At 67.4% G+C, this 18,444-nt stretch carries 14 protein-coding genes; 9 read left to right on the forward strand and 5 right to left on the reverse strand.

The window, feature by feature from the left end; genetic code table 11:
- Positions 1-120: 120 nt before the first annotated feature.
- The 8 genes from dcd (at position 121) to OIK44_RS03250 (ending at position 9,111) form a co-directional block, all read left to right on the forward strand.
- Positions 121-687, forward strand: coding sequence for a dCTP deaminase (dcd, locus tag OIK44_RS03215; protein ID WP_273669232.1), 567 nt, complete (start codon positions 121-123; stop codon positions 685-687).
- Between the two features lie 371 nt (positions 688-1,058).
- Complete coding sequence (locus OIK44_RS03220) at positions 1,059-1,628, forward strand: hypothetical protein (RefSeq protein ID WP_273669233.1); 570 nt, start codon at positions 1,059-1,061, stop codon at positions 1,626-1,628.
- Between the two features lie 55 nt (positions 1,629-1,683).
- A complete protein-coding gene (locus tag OIK44_RS03225; RefSeq protein WP_273669234.1) occupies positions 1,684-2,385 on the forward strand; it encodes a hypothetical protein in 702 nt (233 codons plus the stop codon).
- A 5-nt stretch (positions 2,386-2,390) separates the two neighbouring features.
- On the forward strand, positions 2,391-3,737 hold the full coding sequence (locus tag OIK44_RS03230) for a hypothetical protein (protein WP_273669235.1): 1,347 nt from the start codon (positions 2,391-2,393) through the stop codon (positions 3,735-3,737).
- A 10-nt stretch (positions 3,738-3,747) separates the two neighbouring features.
- Entirely contained in the window at positions 3,748-5,886 is a 2,139-nt protein-coding gene (locus OIK44_RS03235; protein ID WP_273669236.1) for a carboxypeptidase-like regulatory domain-containing protein, read from the forward strand.
- A gap of 9 nt (positions 5,887-5,895) precedes the next feature.
- Positions 5,896-7,674 (forward strand): GIY-YIG nuclease family protein, encoded by a 1,779-nt coding sequence (locus OIK44_RS03240; RefSeq protein ID WP_273669237.1) that lies wholly within the window; start codon positions 5,896-5,898, stop codon positions 7,672-7,674.
- A 58-nt stretch (positions 7,675-7,732) separates the two neighbouring features.
- Entirely contained in the window at positions 7,733-8,383 is a 651-nt protein-coding gene (locus tag OIK44_RS03245) for a hypothetical protein (RefSeq protein WP_273669238.1), read from the forward strand.
- Positions 8,383-9,111 carry an amidohydrolase family protein gene (locus OIK44_RS03250; protein WP_273669779.1) on the forward strand — a complete coding sequence of 243 codons (729 nt, stop codon included), beginning with the start codon at positions 8,383-8,385 and terminating at the stop codon, positions 9,109-9,111. The genes OIK44_RS03245 and OIK44_RS03250 overlap by 1 nt, the downstream gene beginning before the upstream one ends.
- 37 nt (positions 9,112-9,148) lie before the next feature.
- Here the strand turns inward: OIK44_RS03250 and OIK44_RS03255 are convergent, their stop codons facing one another.
- The 5 genes from OIK44_RS03255 to OIK44_RS03275 all read right to left on the reverse strand — a co-directional run bounded on the left by OIK44_RS03255 (position 9,149) and on the right by OIK44_RS03275 (position 15,442).
- Positions 9,149-10,537 carry a sigma-54-dependent transcriptional regulator gene (locus OIK44_RS03255; protein ID WP_273669239.1) on the reverse strand — a complete coding sequence of 463 codons (1,389 nt, stop codon included), beginning with the start codon at positions 10,535-10,537 and terminating at the stop codon, positions 9,149-9,151.
- Positions 10,538-10,713: 176 nt separating this feature from the next.
- Positions 10,714-12,966: an arginine/lysine/ornithine decarboxylase gene (locus OIK44_RS03260; RefSeq protein ID WP_273669240.1), complete on the reverse strand. Its 2,253-nt coding sequence runs from the start codon at positions 12,964-12,966 to the stop codon at positions 10,714-10,716.
- A 173-nt stretch (positions 12,967-13,139) separates the two neighbouring features.
- Entirely contained in the window at positions 13,140-13,760 is a 621-nt protein-coding gene (locus tag OIK44_RS03265; RefSeq protein ID WP_273669241.1) for a DUF4337 domain-containing protein, read from the reverse strand.
- Between the two features lie 17 nt (positions 13,761-13,777).
- Entirely contained in the window at positions 13,778-14,275 is a 498-nt protein-coding gene (locus OIK44_RS03270; protein ID WP_273669242.1) for a dihydrofolate reductase, read from the reverse strand.
- A gap of 195 nt (positions 14,276-14,470) precedes the next feature.
- Entirely contained in the window at positions 14,471-15,442 is a 972-nt protein-coding gene (locus OIK44_RS03275) for a thymidylate synthase (protein WP_273669243.1), read from the reverse strand.
- Positions 15,443-15,741: 299 nt separating this feature from the next.
- On the opposite strand from OIK44_RS03275, the gene OIK44_RS03280 reads away from it, so the two are divergent.
- Positions 15,742-18,402: a bifunctional diguanylate cyclase/phosphodiesterase gene (locus OIK44_RS03280; RefSeq protein ID WP_273669244.1), complete on the forward strand. Its 2,661-nt coding sequence runs from the start codon at positions 15,742-15,744 to the stop codon at positions 18,400-18,402.
- The last annotated feature ends 42 nt before the right edge of the window (positions 18,403-18,444 follow it).

The following is an 18,444-nucleotide window of genomic DNA, read 5'->3' on the forward strand; positions in this document are numbered from 1 at the left end:
AAAGTCTGTCTTGCAGGCCATAAGCGTGGGCTTTTCGCGTAAAATCGCGGTGTTCGGGCCATGCGCCCCTTGGCGCGCGCGGCCCCGCCTTCCCCTGAATTCTTAGAAAATGCCTTTGCGATGACGATTAAAAGCGATAAATGGATACGCCGGATGGCGGAACAACACGGCATGATCGAGCCGTTCGAGCCGAACCAGGTGCGCACGGCCGACGGCCGTAAAGTCATCTCCTACGGCACTTCGTCCTACGGCTACGACATCCGCTGCGCCGACGAATTCAAGATTTTCACGAACATCAACAGCACCATCGTCGATCCGAAGAACTTCGATTCGAATTCCTTCGTCGACGTCAAAAGCGATGTGTGCATCATTCCGCCGAACTCGTTCGCGCTGGCCCGCACCATCGAATACTTCCGCATCCCGCGCAGCGTGCTGACGATCTGCCTGGGCAAGTCGACCTATGCGCGTTGCGGCATCATCGTCAACGTGACGCCGTTCGAGCCGGAGTGGGAGGGTTACGTCACGCTGGAGTTTTCCAACACGACGCCGCTGCCGGCGAAGATTTACGCCGGCGAAGGCTGCGCCCAGGTGCTGTTCTTCGAGAGCGATGAAGTGTGTGAAACCTCGTACAAGGACCGCGACGGCAAATACCAGGGACAGAGCGGCGTGACGCTGCCCAAAGCCTAAGCGGACCGGTCCCCGTCCTTTGCCGCCGGTTCGATGTAGGCCGGCGGCTCGAGCACATCAAGGCATAAGCCGGCGCCGCCGCTGAGCAAGGGCGGCCCCGCGCGCCTGCGCGCCGGCCGCCAATTCGCCGCCCGCGGCTCATATCCAAAACCAACAAAAACCGCCGTATCGAGTCGCCGCGCATATCGATTGCGCGGCGAAGCGGCTTTCGCCGCCAACGCCTGTCCGACCATCCCTCCCGAATTTTCCTTCGCCGCCGGCGCCGCGCCGCTCCAGGCGCCAGCGCTGGCACGGCGTTTGCAGCATCGACGCTATCGGCAGCACGCGCGCCAGCGCGCCGGCCTGCCCCACCTTTCCGAGCGGAGCCGCACATGGAGCGTCGTTTGCTGGACTACATGCCCGATATGGAATTCGCTGTCGACGCGCCGTCCCGCGCGGCGCCGACGCGCGGCGCCGACGAACAGCGCGACATGGCCTTCGGCGCCGCCTTGCTTGAGGTGGCCGGCGGCGCCGAGCTGGAATCCTGGCTGGCCGAACTGGTGGCCAGCGTCGGCGGCGCGGCTTTGCCGGCGACGCCGCTGGGCCGCACGCTGATCGGGGCGCTGAAGCAGGCCGCCGAGCCGGTGTTGCCGATCCGCAGCGGCGCCGGCGCCGGGGCCGAGCTGAAGGTGCGCGCCGCGCGCCTGTTCGGCCTGGAGCTGGAGGGGCTCAGCGCCGAGGACAAGGAATTCGAAGTGGCGCGTCACTTCGTGCGCTTCGCCGGCGACGCCATCGCCAACGCGGCGGCGGCCGGCGGCGAGCCGCGCACCCAGGTTCAGGCGGCGCTGCTGCAGTCGGCCAGGCGTTACGCGCCCGGCCTGCTGCGCCACGCGGCCGACACGCCGGCGCCCAGCGGCCGCTGGCGGCGTCAGGGCAAGCACATCGTTGTCCTGAATTGTTGACCGGGGCGGGCGGTCCGCTCCGGCATTGTTGGTTCACCTACCAAGGGGGTTCATCATGCATGACATAGATCGTACGACGCTGGAATACGGCCAGGAGATGTCGGGCTTCGAGGCCGAGCAGTTCGAGTTCGGCCAGGGCGAGTGGACCGGCGAGGCCAGCCCGCAGGGCATGTTTTCCGAGGCCGAGGAGATGGAGCTGGCCAACGAGCTGCTGTCGGTCAGCACCGAGGCGGAGCTCGACCAATTCCTCGGCAATTTCCTGCGCAAGGCCGCCTCCGTCGCCGGCGGCATCATCCGCTCGCCGATCGGCCAGGCCGTCGGCGGCGTGCTCAAGGGTGTGGCCAAGAAGGCGCTGCCGCTGGCCGGCGGCGCCATCGGCGGCTACTTCGGCGGGCCGCTGGGGGCGAAGATCGGCAGCGGGCTGGCCACGGCGGCCGGCGGCGCCCTCGGCCTGGAGGCGGAGATGCAGTCGGGCGAGGACCGCGAGTACGAGGGGGCGCGGCAGTTCGTCAAGCTGGCCGCCGACACCGTCAACCGGGCCGCGTCGGCGCGCGGCGGCGATCCGCGCGCCATCGCCCAGAGCGCCGCCGCCGCCGCCGCGCGCCAGTTCGCCCCCGGCCTGCTGGGCAAGCTGGGCGGCCAGATGGCGGGGCAGGGCGGCGCGCCGGGCGGCGCCCAGACGCAGGCCCCCGGCGCGCGCGGCAACAGCGGCCGCTGGGCGCGCCAGGGCCACAAGATCATCCTGTACGGCGCCTGACGGCCATGGCCATCAGCCCCTATGCCGCGTGGATGTTGGCGCAAGAGGCGCGCGCGCTGTTGGCCCGGCTGGCGCGGGTGCGGCCCTTCGCGCTGATCGAGCCGATGGTGCCGGCCGCCGCGCTGCTGCCGGACGCGCAGTCGGCCATCGAGCGCCATCTGGTGCTGGGCCGGCGCGAGCTGCAGGCGAGGGTGGCGGCCTTCATGTGGTGGTTGCGCGGCCCGCAGGCGCGCGCGGCCACGGCGGCCGAGGCGCAGCGGCGCTTTACCTTCCTGCGCCTGAAGTTCAACGCCACGCTGACCCAGTTCGACCTGTTCAACGACGTCATCACCCAGCGCAGCGAGAGCGAGAACGGGGTCTGGCTGTCGGGCCTGGACGTGGTCGCGGCCGACGCGCTGGCGCTGCCCGGCGCCTATTACGAGGCGCCGCCGGTGATCTGCTACCTCGACCGCGGGCCGGGCGCGGCGATCCGCCGCGCCCGCACGCGCCTGCCGGGCGGCGGCGACAATCCCGTCGCCATCATCCGCGTGCCGCGCGAACGCATGATAGGCAGCGGCATCGCCTCGTCGCTGATCCACGAAGTCGGCCACCAGGGCGCGGCGCTGCTGGAGCTGGTGACGTCGCTGCGTCCGCTGCTGCAGGCGATGCAGCGCGGCGGCCCCGGGCCGCTGCGGGCGTGGCAGTTGTGGGAGCGCTGGATAAGCGAGATCGTCGCCGACTTCTGGTCGCTGGCGCGGCTCGGCGTGGCGGCGACGCTGGGCCTGATCGGCGTCGTCAGCCTGCCGCGCGTGTTCGTTTTCCGCCTCAACGAGGACGACCCGCACCCGGCGCCGTGGATACGCGTGCGGCTCAGTTGCGCGATGGGGCGGGCGCTGTATCCGCACCCGCAGTGGGAGCGCATCGAGAAGCTGTGGCTGTCCTTCTATCCGACGCAGGGGCTGGCGCCGGCGCAGCTGCAGGTGCTGGCGCAGCTGCAGGCCAGCATGCCGGCCCTGGTCGGCCTGCTGGCGCAGCACCGCCCGCCGGCCTTGCGCGGCGCCTCGTTGACGGAGGTGATGGCGGTGCGCGCGCGCCAGCCGGCCCGCCTGGAGCGCCTGTTCCGCGCCTGGAACCGGGCGCCGCAGCAGATGTACCGCGCCGCGCCGTCGCTGGTGTTCGCCGTGCTCGGCCAGGCCCGCGCCAACGGCCGCCTCAATCCGGAGGACGAGAGCACGCTGCTGGCGCGCCTGCTGACCCACTGGGCGCTGCGCAGCACGCTCGGCACCTCGCTCATCTGCAGCGGCGCGGCGGGGCGCAAGCGCGGCGCCGGCGCGCCGCAGCCCGGGCTTGAACAGCGTTTGACTATCCATTAAGGAGATTGACATGAGCAGCAAGAACACGGGGGCAAGGAAAGTCCGCCACGGCACGGTGCAGGTCAGCGTGCAGGAGAACGCCAGCGGGGCGGCGATCGTCAACGCGGCCGTCAGCCTGTACCGTAGCACGATCACGGAGTGCAATAGCTTCGACCCGGCCACGTGGACGCCGGTGCCGGCCGACCGGCTCGGCATCCACTGGACCGACAGCAGCGGCAACGCGGCGTTCTCGGATCTGGCGCCGGGAAATTATGTGCTGGTGTATGAGAATTTCCCGCGCACGTGCGCCCAGTGCGCCGAGGTGCGGGCCGGTTGCGGCGCGCTGGTGTGCTTCGAGCCGGAGCTGGATCCGAAAGTGACGCTGCGCTTCGAGACGGCCGACTGCCAGCCGAGCAATTGCCAGACGGCCCGCGTCAGCGACCGCGCGTTCGCCACGATCAGCTTCTGCGGCGACCAGAGCAACGAGGGGCGCGAGCTGGTCACGCTGGTGGCGCCGGCGCCGTGGAAGGCCGTCAGCGGCGTGGACAACACCTTCAGCAGCGCCGTGCGGCGCCCCGGCCGGCACCTGTTCGCGGCCCAGATGCTGCTGGCGCGCCGGCCCGAGCTGATGGCCGGACTGGCCGGGCTGCCGGGCGGCCCGGGCGGCGCCGGGCCGGGCGCGATGCTGGCCGTGAACGCCGCATTCGACGCCGAGGAGCGCACGCCGCAGCCGATTTCCGGCAACGTCGGCGTGTCGCTGACGCGCACCGAGACGGAACCGACCGAGGATCTGCCGCTGTGGACCTTGATACGCAACAGCACCGAGGCGATGTCCTTCACCAACTACCTGCATTTCATGGACAGCCTGTTCTGCACCGACACGGCGAACGTGCGCGGTTTCGAGCAGGAGCGCTTCGTCAAGAAGGCCGAGGCCTTCCAGCAGCTCAAGCAGCGGCGCGTGCTGCCGTTCACCGACTCGGACGCCTACCGGGTGCTGAAGGTGGCCACGGAAGCCTTCGTGATGGTCAACTGCGGTGTGCTGAACCAGCCGCTGGCCTTCAATCCGGCCGAGGACAACGCCTATCTGGACCGGCGCGACATCCCGCCGGGGCGCGACCTGGAAACGGTGCTGCGCAACGACTACCTGGAAAACGTCGACGGCTTCCAGACGCTGCCGTATCTGGCCGTGATCCGCCGCAAGCTGCCCGACATCCCGATCAGCATCCCGCGCGGCCAGGAGGGCGACGTCGACCTGTGCTTCGGCATCATCCAGGAAAAGCTGGCCAATCCCTGCCTGCTGGAGCTGATCTGGTCCTACTGGCACGAGGAGGGCATGCTGGTGCAGACGATGAACGCGATCACGCAGCGCTTCCAGAACCTGCGCGCGCCGGGGCTGGCGAACGACCCGCTGGCGAACACGGAAATCGACATGCTGCGCCCGCTGAACAATCTGCTGTGGGGCTATACCCAGGACGAGCAGCACCGCCTGACCGTGGTGCGCCGCAACTACGAGTACGACCACCACTACGGCGTGCGCCTCGACGGCAAGGCCGTGCAGCATTTCCGCCCGGCCGACAGCCGCTCGAAGTTCCTGGAAGCCTTCCACCACCTGCTGCGCCTGCTCACGTCCTTCTACAAGCAGGACGACGACACCACCGTCAAGGCCGACGCCTTCCCCGTGCTGAACGCGCTCAAGGAGGTGCACCTGATCCTGTCGCAAGGCGCGCACAACCAGTTCGGCGACCTGCCGTCGACGGCGCGCATCGAAATGTTGATGCAGCAGTGGCTGCTGGCGCGGCCGGAGTTCCGCGAATTTTTGCCCACGCGCGTGATGGTCGCCTATCCGGAACCGTGGATGGACCGTGTCGATGCGATGAAAAAGCTGCAGGGCTGGACCGACACCAGCGTGATGCACTTCCGCAGCCTGGCGATGTTCGGCGAGCAGTTGCTGCTCTCTGTCCGCTACGGCAACTGGAGCGACATCTACGAACCGACCCAGGCGTTCAACTGGGCGCGCTTCTGGCGTCCGCAGGTGCAGGGCTACATCCACGGCTACCGCGCCGCCACCGGCGTCGACCTGTCTGTGGACGCCGTCGACCCGGCCGCCGAGGCGACGCTGCCGTCGGTGCTGCTGCGCCAGCGCCTGGCCCAGCAGGTCCGCGGCGTCTAGGGCGCCGGCATGGCCGATTTCACCAGCGCGCTGTATCTGGGCATGCGCCATCCGAGCGGCGCGCTGGGCGAGTGGGACGCGCTCACGCTGGGCAAGCCGGCGGCGCTGCAAGAGCCGCCCGGCGGCGCCGCGCTGGCGGCCGGGCTGGCCCTGCTGATGGGTTGCGAGGCGGCCTGTCTGCTGCCGTCGACGCTGCACCTGTTCTGGGATCTGTTCGGCATGCTGGCGCAGGAGCGGCTGGCGCTGCTGGTCGACGCCGGCGCCTATCCGATCGCCTGCTGGGGCGCGCAGCGGGCGGCCGCGCTGGGCTTGCCGCTGCAGGTGTTTGCGCACGGCGACGCGGGCGCGGCGGCGCGGCTGGCGCGGCGCTGGCGCGGCGCCGGGCGGCGTCCGCTGATCCTCGCCGACGGCTACTGCCCCGGCAACGAGCGGGCGCCGCCGCTGGTCCGCTACGCCGCCATCGCCCGCGAGGGCGCCGGCTATCTGGTGCTCGACGACACCCAGGCGCTGGGCGTGCTGGGACCGGGCGGCGGCGGCGCGCTGCCGCTGCACGGTCTGGCCGGGCCGGGCGTCATTGTCGGCGCCTCGCTGGCGAAGGGCTTCGGCGCGCCGCTGGCGGTGCTGGCCGGCAGCGCCGCGCTGCTGCGGCGCTTCCATGCGCACAGCCGCACGCGCGTGCACACCAGCCCGCCGTCGGCGGCGGCGATCCGCGCCGGCGCGCGCGCTGCGGTTGAACCGCGCCTGCGGCGACGCGCTGCGCGGCGTGTTGCGGCAGCGCGTGGCGCAGCTGCGCGCGGCGCTGGCCGCGTGCGGCGTCGCCAGCCGCGGCGGCGCCTTCCCGGTGCAGAGCGTGCTGCTGCGCGCGGGCACGGATGGCGCCGCGCTGCACGCCGCCCTGGGCCGCAGTGGCGTCGACGTTGTGCTGCAGCGCGGCGGGGGCGGCGCGGCGCTGAGCTTGCTGCTGCGCGCCGACCACACGCCGGCCGACATCGCCGGCGCCGTGGCGGCACTTCAATATCATTTACTGGAGGCGATATGAACGAGGAATTTGAATCCCTGCCTTTCATGGCGAGGGGGGAAACGGAAGGTGAAATGGCCTTCGAGCGCGGCAGATTGGACCGCATGGGCGGTATGGCGCGGCAGCCGGCGCGGGCCATGGCGCGGGGGCGGCCGAAGCCAAGGCCGCCAGCCCAGCCGCAGCCGCCGCGCTACGGCCGGCCGCGCCGCCGCCCGCCCGTGTTCGGCCCGTACTACGGCGCCGGCTGGCCCTATGCCGTGCCGCAGCCCTATCCGGAACCGTTCCCGTATGCGCAGGCGGAGCCGTATCAGGAGCCGCCCCAGGACGAGCCGCAGCAGGAACCCGACTATGGGCCTGACGATCAGGGTGAGGTGCCGCCGACGCTCGCCGCCACGATCGGCCGCCTGCCGGCGGCGCAGCGCCCGCCTTACCTGGCGTTGGGCGCCATCACCGGCGCATTGGACAATCCCGCCGCCAGGGGCGCCGGGCTGTACGTCATCGAATTCACCAGCAACGGCCGGCAGCGCGCCTATAGCGGCCAGACCGACGACCTGCGCCGGCGCCTGCAACAGCATCTGCTGTGCGCCCAGATGATGGGGCTGCCGCTGGTCAATCACCAGGTCTACGTGGCGCAAATGCCGGCGCTGAGCCAGGCGCAGCGGCGCGCGCTGGAGCGGCGCATTCATACCGACATGTTCGCCCGCAGCGCCGGCGTGCTGACCAACCAGCGCCGCGAAATGGAGCAGGAAATACTTGGCTACGAATGGTGAATCCGCGCAAGCGGAGGCGCCCAGTCACCTTCAACCTGAATCAGAAAGGAGCATCACCATGCACAGGATTGACTGCCAATGCGGCACATGCCGCAATGCCCGAAGCGGCTTCGAAGTGCTCGAATTCGGCCGGCAAAGCTGGGGCTACCGCGAAATGGCCGGCGCCAGCCCGTTCAACGAGTCCGAAGAAATGGCATTGGCGATGGAGCTGCTGGCCGTGGCCAGCGAGGAAGAGCTGGACCAGTTCCTCGGCAATGTCTTCAAAGGCGTCTGGAAGGGCATCAAAAAAGTCGGCTCCGTCGTCGGCAAGGTCGCCAAGCCGCTGGGCGGTGTGCTGAAAGCCGTCGCCAAGCAGGCGCTGCCCTTCGTCGGCGGCGCGCTCGGTTCGCTGATCCCGGTTCCCGGCGTCGGCACGGCCCTGGGCAGCGCGCTGGGCAGCGCCGTCAGCAAGGCGCTCGAAGTCGAACTCGAAGGCGTCGACCACGCACAGCGGGAGCTGGAAATGGCGCGCCGCTTCGTGCGCATCGCCGGCAGCGCGGCGCGCCTGGCGGCCGACGGCGACGCCAGCCCGCCAGCCCTGCAGGCGGCGCTGCGGCAGGCGCTGCGGCGCCATCTGCCCGGCGCCGCGGCGGCGGAGACGGAGGGCGAAAGCCAGAGCGGGCGCTGGCGCCGGCGCGGCAACAACATCGTCGTCATGGGTAACTGGTGATGGTCATCGACAACCACTGCCACGCCGGCCCCGGCGACGGCCTGAGCGGGCCGTGGGACAGTGATGCCGGACTGGGCGACTATCTGCGCCGGGCGCGCGCGGCCGGTATCGACCGCAGCGTGCTGTTCGCCGCCTTCCACTCCGACTACGCGGTGGCGAACCGGGCGGTGGCGCGCCTCGTCGCCGCGGCGCCGCAGCGCTTCTTCGGCTTCGCCTTCGTCCACGCCGCGCGCGACCGCGGCCGGATTCTGGCGATGGTGCGCGAGGCGGTCGAGCAGCACGGCTTTGTCGGCATCAAGGCGCACCGCTTCGACGCGCGCATCAGCGGCGAGGTGTGCGAGGCGGCGCGGGCTTTCGGCTTGCCGGTGCTGTACGACCCGGCAGGGGAGGTGGCCGTGGCCGAGCTGCTGGCGCGGCAGTACCCGGACGTTGACTTCATCTTGCCGCACCTGGGCAGCTTCGCCGACAACTGGGCGGCGCAACTGGCCTTGATCGACCATCTGGTGCGGCACCCGAATATCTACACCGACAGCGCGGGCGTGCGCCGCTTCGACCTGCTGCGCGACGCGGTGCGGCGCGCCGGCGCGCACAAGGTGCTGTTCGGCTCCGACGGTCCATGGCTGCACCCGGGCCTGGAGTTGGAAAAAATCCGCCTGTTGGCGCTGCCCGAAGGCGACGAGGAGCTGATTTTGGGCGGGAATTTTCTGCGCCTGATCGGGCAAGGCTGAGTGGGCCGCGGCGCCTGGCATTTGCCCATGCCGGCAGCTAGCGGCAGGGGTCCGGCCCCGCCGGGGCCGCGTCCGGATCGGCGGCCCGGGCCGCCGTCCGCGCCTTGCGGCGGATCTGCAAGGCGCGGTCCGTTACGCCCAGGCGCAGCGCGGCGCGCTGGTTGTTGTCGCCTTCCTGCTGCAGCACCAGGCGTATCGCGATTTCGGCCGCCATCTGGCTGATCCGCGACAGGCTGACGCCGAGCTCGAGGGCGTGCCCGATCGCCGCCTCGAAGTAGCGGTCCGGCCACAGCGGCGGCGCCCGCCGCTCGTCCGGCGGCAGGTCGCCGATGGTGATCGGCCCCGGGCCGCTGTGGCGCTGCCAGACTTGCGTGACGGCCTGGCGCAGCTCGCGCACATTGCCGGGATAGTCGCGCGTCAGAAAATACTCGCGCACGGCCGGATCGAGTTCATGCGGCGCCGCCTGCGCCGATAGCTGGCCGAGAAAATGGGCGACCAGCGGCAAGATGTCGCCGGGACGCTCGCGCAGCGGCGGCGGCCGGCAGCGCCAGCCGGCGATGCGGTAATACAGGTCGGCGCGGAAGCCGCCGCGCGCCACCTCCGCCTCCAGATCGCGGTTGGTCGCGCACACGAGGCGGAATTGGGTCGGCTGCCAGATATTGCTGCCGACCCGTTTGTACTTGCGTTCCTGTATCGCGCGCAGCAGTTGCGCCTGCATCGGCAGGGGCAGTTCACCCACTTCGTCGAGAAACAGCACGCCGCCGTCGGCCAGCGCGAAGGCGCCGTCGCGCGCGCTGGCCGCGCCGGTGAACGCGCCGCGCTCGTGGCCGAACAATTCGCTGCCGGCCAGTTCCGGCGACAGCGTGGTGCAGTCGAGCACCGTCAGCTCGCCTTTGCTGCCGCTGAGCTGGTGGATGAGTTGGGCGATCAAGTCCTTGCCGGTGCCGGTTTCGCCGGTGATCAACACGGACGCCTGGGTGAAGGCGGCCGCCTCGACGACGCTGCGCACCAGCGCGCGCCACGGCGGGCTGGCGCCGACCAGGCAGCGCCGCACCGCGCTGGAGTCGACCAGTTGCTGCACCGCGTCCCAGCGTTGCAGGCGCGCCAGCACCTGTTCGGCGCAGGCCGCGCCTGGCGGCCACTGCAACACATCCGTGGCGCCGGCGTCGAGCACGGCGCGCAGCGCGCACACGGGCAGCGGCCGTGGCGCCGCCGAAATGGCCAGCACGGTCGAATCGGGACAGCGCGCGCGCATGGCGTCGAGCAGCGCCGCGTCGGCTTGCTGAAACAGCACGATGCCGAAGCCGGCCGGGCAAGACGGTCTTGCCTGGATGGTTACCTGAGCTTGCTTCAAGGCTGCGACCAGCATGGTGCCGTTGCCGGCCTGCGTGTCGTGCAGGAAATCCAGCCAAACCGTGAGCGCCATGGCTACGTCCATCCAAGCCGACAGGTGTTGATGCGGATGCGGTGGTTAGGGACTATAGAGGCAGGCGGGAGGGGCGCGCTTGATGTGCGCCAATCGGGCGGGGGAGGGGAGCCGGCGGGCGGCAGTTGCGCCCGCCAGCCGGCGCCGGCTGGCGGGCAGCCGGCGGCGCGCCGGTCTTACAGGCGCACGCAGTCGACGAAGTAGTCGCGCTTGCCGTCGACTTCGCGCTTGACGAGGCCGTGCACGTCCGTCTCGAAGCCGGGGAAGCGCTCGTTGAAGTCGCGCGCGAAGCGCAGGTAGTCGACGATGGTCTTGTTGAAGCGCTCGCCCGGAATCAGCAGCGGAATGCCCGGCGGATACGGCGTCAGCAGGATGGACGTGATGCGGCCTTCCAGCTCGTCGATAGGCACGCGGTCGATTTCGCGGTGCGCCATCTTGGCGAAGGCGTCCGAGGGCTTCATCGCCGGGATCATGTCCGACAGGTACATCTCCGTCGTCAGGCGCGCCACGTCGTAGGCTTTGTAGAAGTCGTGGATCTGCTGGCACAGGTCGCGCAAGCCCATTTTCTCGTAGCGCGGATTGGCGGCCGCGAATTCCGGCAGGATGCGCCACATCGGCTGGTTCTTGTCGTAGTCGTCCTTGAACTGTTGCAGCGCCGTCAGCAGCGTGTTCCAGCGGCCCTTGGTGATGCCGATCGTGAACATGATGAAGAAGGAATACAGGCCGCATTTTTCAATGATGACGCCGTGCTCGGCCAGGTACTTGGTGACGATGGACGCGGGAATGCCGGTGTCGCCGAACTTGCCGTCCAGCGACAGGCCCGGATTGACGATGGTCGCCTTGATCGGGTCGAGCATGTTGAAGCCTTCGGCCAGATTGCCGAAACCGTGCCAGTCGTCCTCGGCGCGTATCATCCAGTCCTCGCGCGCGCCTATGCCTTCCTCGGCGAAGGTGTCCGGCCCCCAGACCTGGAACCACCAGTCCTGGCCCCACTCCTGGTCGATCTTCTTCATGGCGCGGCGGAAGTCGAGCGCCTCGATGATCGACTCCTCGACCAGCGCGGTGCCGCCCGGCGCCTCCATCATGGCCGCGGCGACGTCGCACGAGGCGATGATCGAGTACTGCGGCGACGTCGAGGTGTGCATCAGATAGGCTTCATTGAAGGCGTCCTGGTCCAGCTTGACCTTCTCCGACTCGCGCACGAGGATTTGCGAAGCCTGCGACAGGCCGGCGAGCAATTTGTGCGTCGACTGGGTCGAGAAGATCATCGACTCCTTGGCGCGCGGGCGGTCCTTGCCGATCGCGTGCATGTCTTTGTAGAAATCGTGGAAGGTCGCGTGCGGCAGCCACGCCTCGTCGAAATGCAGGGTGTCGATCTTGCCGTCCAACATTTCGCGCAGCGTCTCGACGTTGTAGATCACGCCGTCGTAGGTCGACTGGGTGATCGTCAGGATGCGCGGCTTCTTGTTGGCGGCCTCGCGGGCGAAGGGGTTGGCCTCGATCTTGCGGGCGATGCTTTCCGGCGTGAACTCTTCCAGCGGAATGGGGCCGATGATGCCCAGGTGGTTGCGGGTCGGCATCAGGAACACGGGAATCGCGCCGCACATGATGATCGAGTGCAGGATGGACTTGTGGCAATTGCGGTCGACGACGACGATGTCGCCGGGCGCGACCGTCGAATGCCAGACCATCTTGTTCGAGGTCGAGGTGCCGTTGGTGACGAAATAGCAATGGTCGGCGTTGAAGATGCGCGCGGCGTTGCGCTCGGACGCGGCGACGGGGCCGGTGTGGTCGAGCAACTGGCCGAGCTCCTCGACGGCGTTGCAGACGTCGGCGCGCAGCATGTTTTCACCGAAGAACTGGTGGAACATCTGGCCGATCGGCGACTTCAGGAAGGCCACGCCGCCGGAGTGGCCGGGGCAGTGCCAGGAATACGAGCCGTCGTTGGCGTAATGCACCAGCGCGCGGAAAAACGGCGGTGACAGGCCGTCCAGATAGGATTTCGCTTCGCGGATGATGTGGCGGGCGACGAATTCCGGCGTGTCCTCGAACATGTGGATGAAGCCATGCAACTCGCGCAGGATATCGTTGGGGATGTGGCGCGAGGTGCGGGTTTCTCCGTACAGATAGATGGGGATGTCGGCGTTCTTGTAGCGGATTTCCTCGACGAAGGCGCGCAGCGACTTCAGCGCGTGGTCCGTTTCCTCGATGGAGCCGCCGCCGAATTCCTCGTCGTCGATCGACAGCACGAAGGCCGAGGCGCGCGACTGCTGCTGCGCGAACTGCGACAAATCGCCGTAGCTGGTCACGCCCAGCACTTCCATGCCTTCTTTTTCCATCGCGGCGGCGAGGGCGCGGATGCCCAGGCCGGACGTATTTTCTGAACGGAAATCCTCGTCAATGATGACGATGGGGAAACGGAATTTCATGGAAGTCTTCTCCAAAGGGAAAAGCCAATCCGGGGGCACAAGGCCGGGACTGGCAGCTCGCCGCAAATGCGCCGAAAAAAATAAAAACCGGATTCTCGCAGAAATGGCGGGAATCCGGTGAAAAAATTAGCAACAAGGGCAAGCGGGCGGCGCCTGGCGCCGATCCGGGGACGCTAGTGCCCGGCCGCGCCCATCCCCAGCTTCAAGGCCAGGGCGCCGATCGGGTCCACATGCAGCCAGGCGAAGGCGCCCAGGCCGATGCCGGCCGCGGCCACGCCGTAGGCAGTGTACTGCAACCACTTCTTATGCGTCAGCAAGGTGATGGCGGCCAGCGAAATGGCGATCTGCTCGGCCGTCGTGGCCAGCGCCCACTGATGATGCTGATGCATCGCCGCATCGGACTTCTGGTTCCACTCGGCCGACGAAGCTTCCCACTTCTCGGCATCCTTCTTGATGCCATCCTTTTCCGTCTTATAGCGGGCCACGTCGGCCTTATACCGCTCCGCGTCGGCGCCGGGCAAAGTCATCGCCAGCTCGGCCAGATTCTGCTTGTTCGACTTGGCCTGATAATAATTCCAGCGGTTCGCCGCCTCCGTCTTATCGATGGCGGCATTATTCTTGAACAACGCCGCATCGTTCTGCGTGGCGCCGCCCTGATAACCGAACATCGCGCCGACGGTGGCCAGAATCGCCGTCATCACCGCGATATTGCCGGAAAATTTATCGCTGCCGTGGGCCGCATGCTCGACCGCATGATCGTGCGGGCCGTGAACGTGAAAACCGTGTCCAGACATGAATATCTACTCCCTGATTAATTGGCGGACGCGCCTGCGCGGCGCAAAGTGACGAAAGCGTAATCGAGCCCGGCCGTCTCCGAATGGTGGGAAAGGCGCTCGGTTTCCTGCCACAGCGTTGCATCGGGCAGGGGGAAAAACGCGTCGCAATCGAAATGCTTGGCGATCTTCGTCATGACAATACGCTCGACGAGCGGCATCGCCTGCGCATAAATCTGCGCGCCGCCGATGACGAAGGCGGGCGCGTCGCCGACCAGCGCGACGGCCTCGGCCAGCGAAGCGACGGCCTCGGCGCCGTCCGCGCGCCAGTCCGGGTTACGCGTAATCACGATATTCCGGCGGTTCGGCAGCGGCTTACCGATCGAATCGAAGGTCTTACGGCCCATGATAACGGGGTGACCCGTCGTCAGACGCCTAAAATGCGCCAAATCCTCCGGCAAACGCCAAGGCATAGTGTTCATGAAACCGATGCCGCCGTCGGGGTCGGTGGCGACAATGATAGTGAGCTGAGTCATATAAAAAAGCGGAAAAAGTAAAGCGGAAACGCCAACGCCATTATCGGTTATTTTACCCGGGCCACCAAAAAACAAATGGGGTCAGGTCTAGACATGGCGGTTTTTGCCGCAAAAAACCGCCATGTCTAGACCTGACCCCAAAGTTGTTCTTAGAAAACCGCCATGTCTAGACCTGACCCCAAAGTTGTTTTGGAGTTAGACGGCCATCGGGGCGGTGAGGGGCGGGTGGTGTTGGTAGCCTTCGAGGCTGAAGTCGCTCGGTTCGATTTTTTCCAGCCATTCCGGTTGGTATGTGCCGGTTTTGGCATGGTCGGGGATGCGCTCGGAGATGATGAGGCGCGGCGCCGCGTGGGGCGCGCGTGTCAGTTGTTCTCGCACCATGTCGATGTGGTTTTCGTAGATGTGGGCGTCGCCGATGAAGTAGGTGAACCAGCGCGGTGTGTAGCCGGTCAGGCGTGCCACCAGGTGCAGCAGCGCCGCGCCTTCGGCCAGGTTGAACGGTGTGCCCAGGCCGATGTCGTTGCTGCGCACGTAGAGGCACATGGAGATTTCGCGGGTGTTGGCGTTGGGGATGAATTGGTAGAGCAGGTGGCAGGCCGGCAGCGCCACGGCGTCCAGGTCGGCCGGGTTCCAGCCGTGGAAGAGGATGCGCCGGCTGCCCGGGTTGTGGATGATGGTATCCAGGCATTCGCGCAGTTGGTCGACGGCTTTGTATAGTAATACTTTGGCGGCGCCGTTTTCCTGGATGGGGGCGACGACGCGGAAGCCATTTTTTTCCGCGTCGGCTATTTGCAGCGCTTGGCCGGCGTCCAGCAGTTTGTAGGCCGGCCAGCCGCGCCATTGCACGCCGTACACGGGACCCAGGTCGTCTTCGCCTTGGCGGTAGGGGTTGGCCAGCCATTGGGCGTTTTCGTTGGCGTTCTGATCCCACACCTTGCAGCCGAGCGCGCGGAATTCGGCGGCGTTGCGCGAGCCGCGCAGGAAGGCCACCAGTTCGCCGACGACGGATTTGAAGGCGAGTTTTTTCGTCGTCACGGCGGGGAAGCCATCCCTCATGTCGAAGCGCATCATCGCGCCCGGCACGCTGAGCGTGCGCACGCCGGTGCGGTTGTCTTGCCAGCTGCCGCTGTCGAGCACGGTTTTGATTAGTTCTTGGTATTGCTGCATGTATTTCTCCAACGGACGGGGGCAGGGGCCGCGCGCGCTCGCGCGCCAGCCGGGCAGACCGAGATTGTAACGCAGCGCGCCGCCGCCGCGGTAGGCCGGCCCCGGTAGGTGTTTTCCGCATATTTCTCAAGGATTCGCATGAGCCGGCCACATTTGGCCGCCAGTCTGTGGTAATTTCCGTGTCCGTACAGCAACATACTAAAATGCGCAACGTCGTCGCTTCCGTCATTTCAGCATGTGTGAGAAGGCAAACAACAATTGAAATGACAAAATCTACATTTTTAAGAAGTAATTTGCGCTTGATTCTGGTTTGGCCCCTGGTCGGGCTGGCGCTGCTGGCGTCCTTGTGGGCGATCACGCACTTGCAATTGAATGTGGAAAGGGCCGTGGCGCAGAAGCATGCCCTGGCCAGCGCCGCCTCCCTGTCGCGGGCGTATGCGCAGTCGCTGGTGCGCACGCTGGAGCAGATGGACCAGATGACGATGGAGTTGAAGTACGACTGGGAGCATTCGAAGGCGACGCTGAGCCTGGAGGAGTCGCGCAGGAACGGTTTGTATACGGCGCCGCAGTTTGCCATGGTCGCCATTCTCGACCGCAAGGGCCGGCCGGTGACGGCCACGGTGCCGTTCGAGCGCCTGCCGTCCGGCAGCGCCGAGTATGTGCTCAAACATTGGCGCAGCAATGCCAGCGCCTTGCGCATCGGCGTGGGCCGCAGCCCAGCCGCCGCGGCGCCGCTGATTAATTTCACGCGCCGGCTGGAGGACCGCAACGGCGAGTTCGACGGCGTGGTGGTGGTGGCCGTCGATCCCGCCTATCTGTCGCAGTTCTATGACAGTTTCAATTTCGGCCAGCACGGCTTGACGGCGATGCTCAGCGATGACGGCGAGGTGTTCAGCGCGCGCGTCGGCGCGGCCGTGCTGCCCGTCAGCCGCACGCCCTTCATCGACACGGCCTTCGTCGAGGGCGAAAGCGGGGTGGCGCTGTCGGCCGGGCGCAGCACCTTTGCCGACCGCGAGAACCGTTTCGTCGCCTGGCAAGCCTTGAAGGCGTATCCGTTTACGGCCGTGATCGGCCTGGCCGCGTCCGAGGTATTGCGCCCCTACGAGGAGACGCGGGCCATCTATATGGTCATCGCCGGCGCCGTCAGCGGCTTGCTGCTGTTATTTACCATCATCGCCAGCGTGCTGTCGGTGCGCCTGGCCTGGCGCCAGCACCAGAGCGAGGGCGTGCGCAGCGCCTACCGGATGGCGACCGAGGGCACCAGCGACGGTTTCTATATCGTCGCGGCGATCCGCAACCATTGCGGCACGATCGAGGATTTCGAGCTGGTCGATTGCAACGAGCCGGGCGCGCATTTCTTCGGGCTGCGCCGCGAGCAGTTGCTGGGGCTGCGCCTGCAGGCGCGCGCGCAGGAGCCGTATTTCGCCGAGCTGATCGGCATTTACCGGGAGGCCATGGAGACGGGCTGTTCGGATGTCGAGATCGAGCTGCCCGAGAGCAATCCATTCAATTTGCGCTGGATACGCCGGCGCCTCGTGCGCAGCGGCGACCGCCTGGCCGTCACCTTGCAGGATATCAGCCGCAGCAAGTCGCACGAGGCCGACTTGCTGCGCGTGGCCAACGAGGATGGTTTGACGGGCTTGCCGAACCGCCACTGGCTGGGCCGCTTCCTGCCCGAGGCGCTGCGGCAGGCCGGCGCCGCCAACAGCATGCTGGCGCTGCTGTTCATCGACCTGGACGGCTTCAAGGCCGTCAACGACACCCGCGGCCACGCCGAGGGCGACGCGGTGCTGTGCGCGGCGGCGCTGCGGCTGAAGTCGGTGCTGCGCCCCGGCGACCACGTGGTGCGTCTGGGCGGCGACGAGTTTGTCGTGATCCTCGACCCGGTCGACAGCGACGCCCGCGTGGCCCGGGTCGCCGAGCGCGTCGCCGCGGCCGTCGAAGAACCCTTCCTGCTGGACGGCGAGCGCCACAAGATGGGCGCCTCGATCGGCATCAGCGTCTACCCGCGCGACGGCGCCGACCCGGCCACCTTGCTGAAGAACGCGGACATCGCGATGTACGCGGTGAAAGTGGCCGGCAAGGGCCACCACCGCTTTTACCAGCCGGAACTGTTTGAAGTGATACGCCAGCGCCGCGACATCGAGCAAAACCTGGTGGCGGCGCTGGAGGAGGACCAGTTCACCGTGTATTACCAGCCGCGCGTGGACGCGCTGACGGGCGAGATGTGCAGCATGGAGGCGCTGGTGCGCTGGATCCACCCCCAGCAGGGCATGGTGCCGCCGCTGGAATTCATTCCCGTGGCCGAGAGCAGCGGCCTGATCGCGCAACTGGGCGCGCGCGTCATCGACATGGTGTGCCAGCAACTGGCGCAGTGGAAGTCGCTGGGGCTGGAGCTATTGCCCGTGTCGATCAACGTCTCGGCGCACCAGTTCGGCCGCGGCGACGTCGACCGGGTGCTGGCCGTGGCCCTGGCCCGCTACGGCATCGAGGGGCGCTGGATCGAGGTGGAGATCACCGAGTCGGCGATGATGGGCGACCAGAACGATGCGTTGGGGCAACTGGCGGCGATCCGCAGCCAGGGCGTGCGCCTGCTCGTCGACGACTTCGGCACGGGCTATTCCTCGCTGTCGCAGTTGCAGAAGTTCGCCATGGACGGCTTGAAGATCGACCGCGCCTTCACGCTGGAGCTGGGCAAGTCCAAGCAGGGCGAGGTGTTCATCCGCGCCATCCTGTCGATGGCGCACGCGCTGGGCATGAGCGTGGTCGCGGAGGGCGTGGAGACGGTGCAGCAATTGGAGATACTGCGTGCGCTGCAATGCAACGAGGTGCAGGGTTACCTGATTTCCCGGCCCGTGCCGGCCGAGCAGATGCTGGAATTGATGCGCAAGCGGTTCTTGATCGACTTGCCGGAACCGGTGCTGGCGTCATATTGTGCAATTGCCAACATTGCAAAATAAAAGAACGAGCGCTCGCTCGTTTGAACGGAATGTTGTATGCTT

The sequence above is a fragment of the Janthinobacterium fluminis genome (genome assembly GCF_028595325.1).
Classification (GTDB): domain Bacteria; phylum Pseudomonadota; class Gammaproteobacteria; order Burkholderiales; family Burkholderiaceae_D; genus Janthinobacterium; species Janthinobacterium fluminis.

What these genes read in the sequence shown, in the direction of transcription:
- dcd (WP_273669232.1), top strand. Translation starts at nt 121, where the DNA reads ATGACGATTAAAAGCGATAAATGGATACGCCGGATGGCGGAACAACAC.
- OIK44_RS03220 (WP_273669233.1), top strand. Translation starts at nt 1,059, where the DNA reads ATGGAGCGTCGTTTGCTGGACTACATGCCCGATATGGAATTCGCTGTC.
- OIK44_RS03225 (WP_273669234.1), top strand. Translation starts at nt 1,684, where the DNA reads ATGCATGACATAGATCGTACGACGCTGGAATACGGCCAGGAGATGTCG.
- OIK44_RS03230 (WP_273669235.1), top strand. Translation starts at nt 2,391, where the DNA reads ATGGCCATCAGCCCCTATGCCGCGTGGATGTTGGCGCAAGAGGCGCGC.
- OIK44_RS03235 (WP_273669236.1), top strand. Translation starts at nt 3,748, where the DNA reads ATGAGCAGCAAGAACACGGGGGCAAGGAAAGTCCGCCACGGCACGGTG.
- OIK44_RS03240 (WP_273669237.1), top strand. Translation starts at nt 5,896, where the DNA reads ATGGCCGATTTCACCAGCGCGCTGTATCTGGGCATGCGCCATCCGAGC.
- OIK44_RS03245 (WP_273669238.1), top strand. Translation starts at nt 7,733, where the DNA reads ATGCACAGGATTGACTGCCAATGCGGCACATGCCGCAATGCCCGAAGC.
- OIK44_RS03250 (WP_273669779.1), top strand. Translation starts at nt 8,383, where the DNA reads ATGGTCATCGACAACCACTGCCACGCCGGCCCCGGCGACGGCCTGAGC.
- OIK44_RS03255 (WP_273669239.1), bottom strand. Translation starts at nt 10,537, where the DNA reads ATGGCGCTCACGGTTTGGCTGGATTTCCTGCACGACACGCAGGCCGGC.
- OIK44_RS03260 (WP_273669240.1), bottom strand. Translation starts at nt 12,966, where the DNA reads ATGAAATTCCGTTTCCCCATCGTCATCATTGACGAGGATTTCCGTTCA.
- OIK44_RS03265 (WP_273669241.1), bottom strand. Translation starts at nt 13,760, where the DNA reads ATGTCTGGACACGGTTTTCACGTTCACGGCCCGCACGATCATGCGGTC.
- OIK44_RS03270 (WP_273669242.1), bottom strand. Translation starts at nt 14,275, where the DNA reads ATGACTCAGCTCACTATCATTGTCGCCACCGACCCCGACGGCGGCATC.
- OIK44_RS03275 (WP_273669243.1), bottom strand. Translation starts at nt 15,442, where the DNA reads ATGCAGCAATACCAAGAACTAATCAAAACCGTGCTCGACAGCGGCAGC.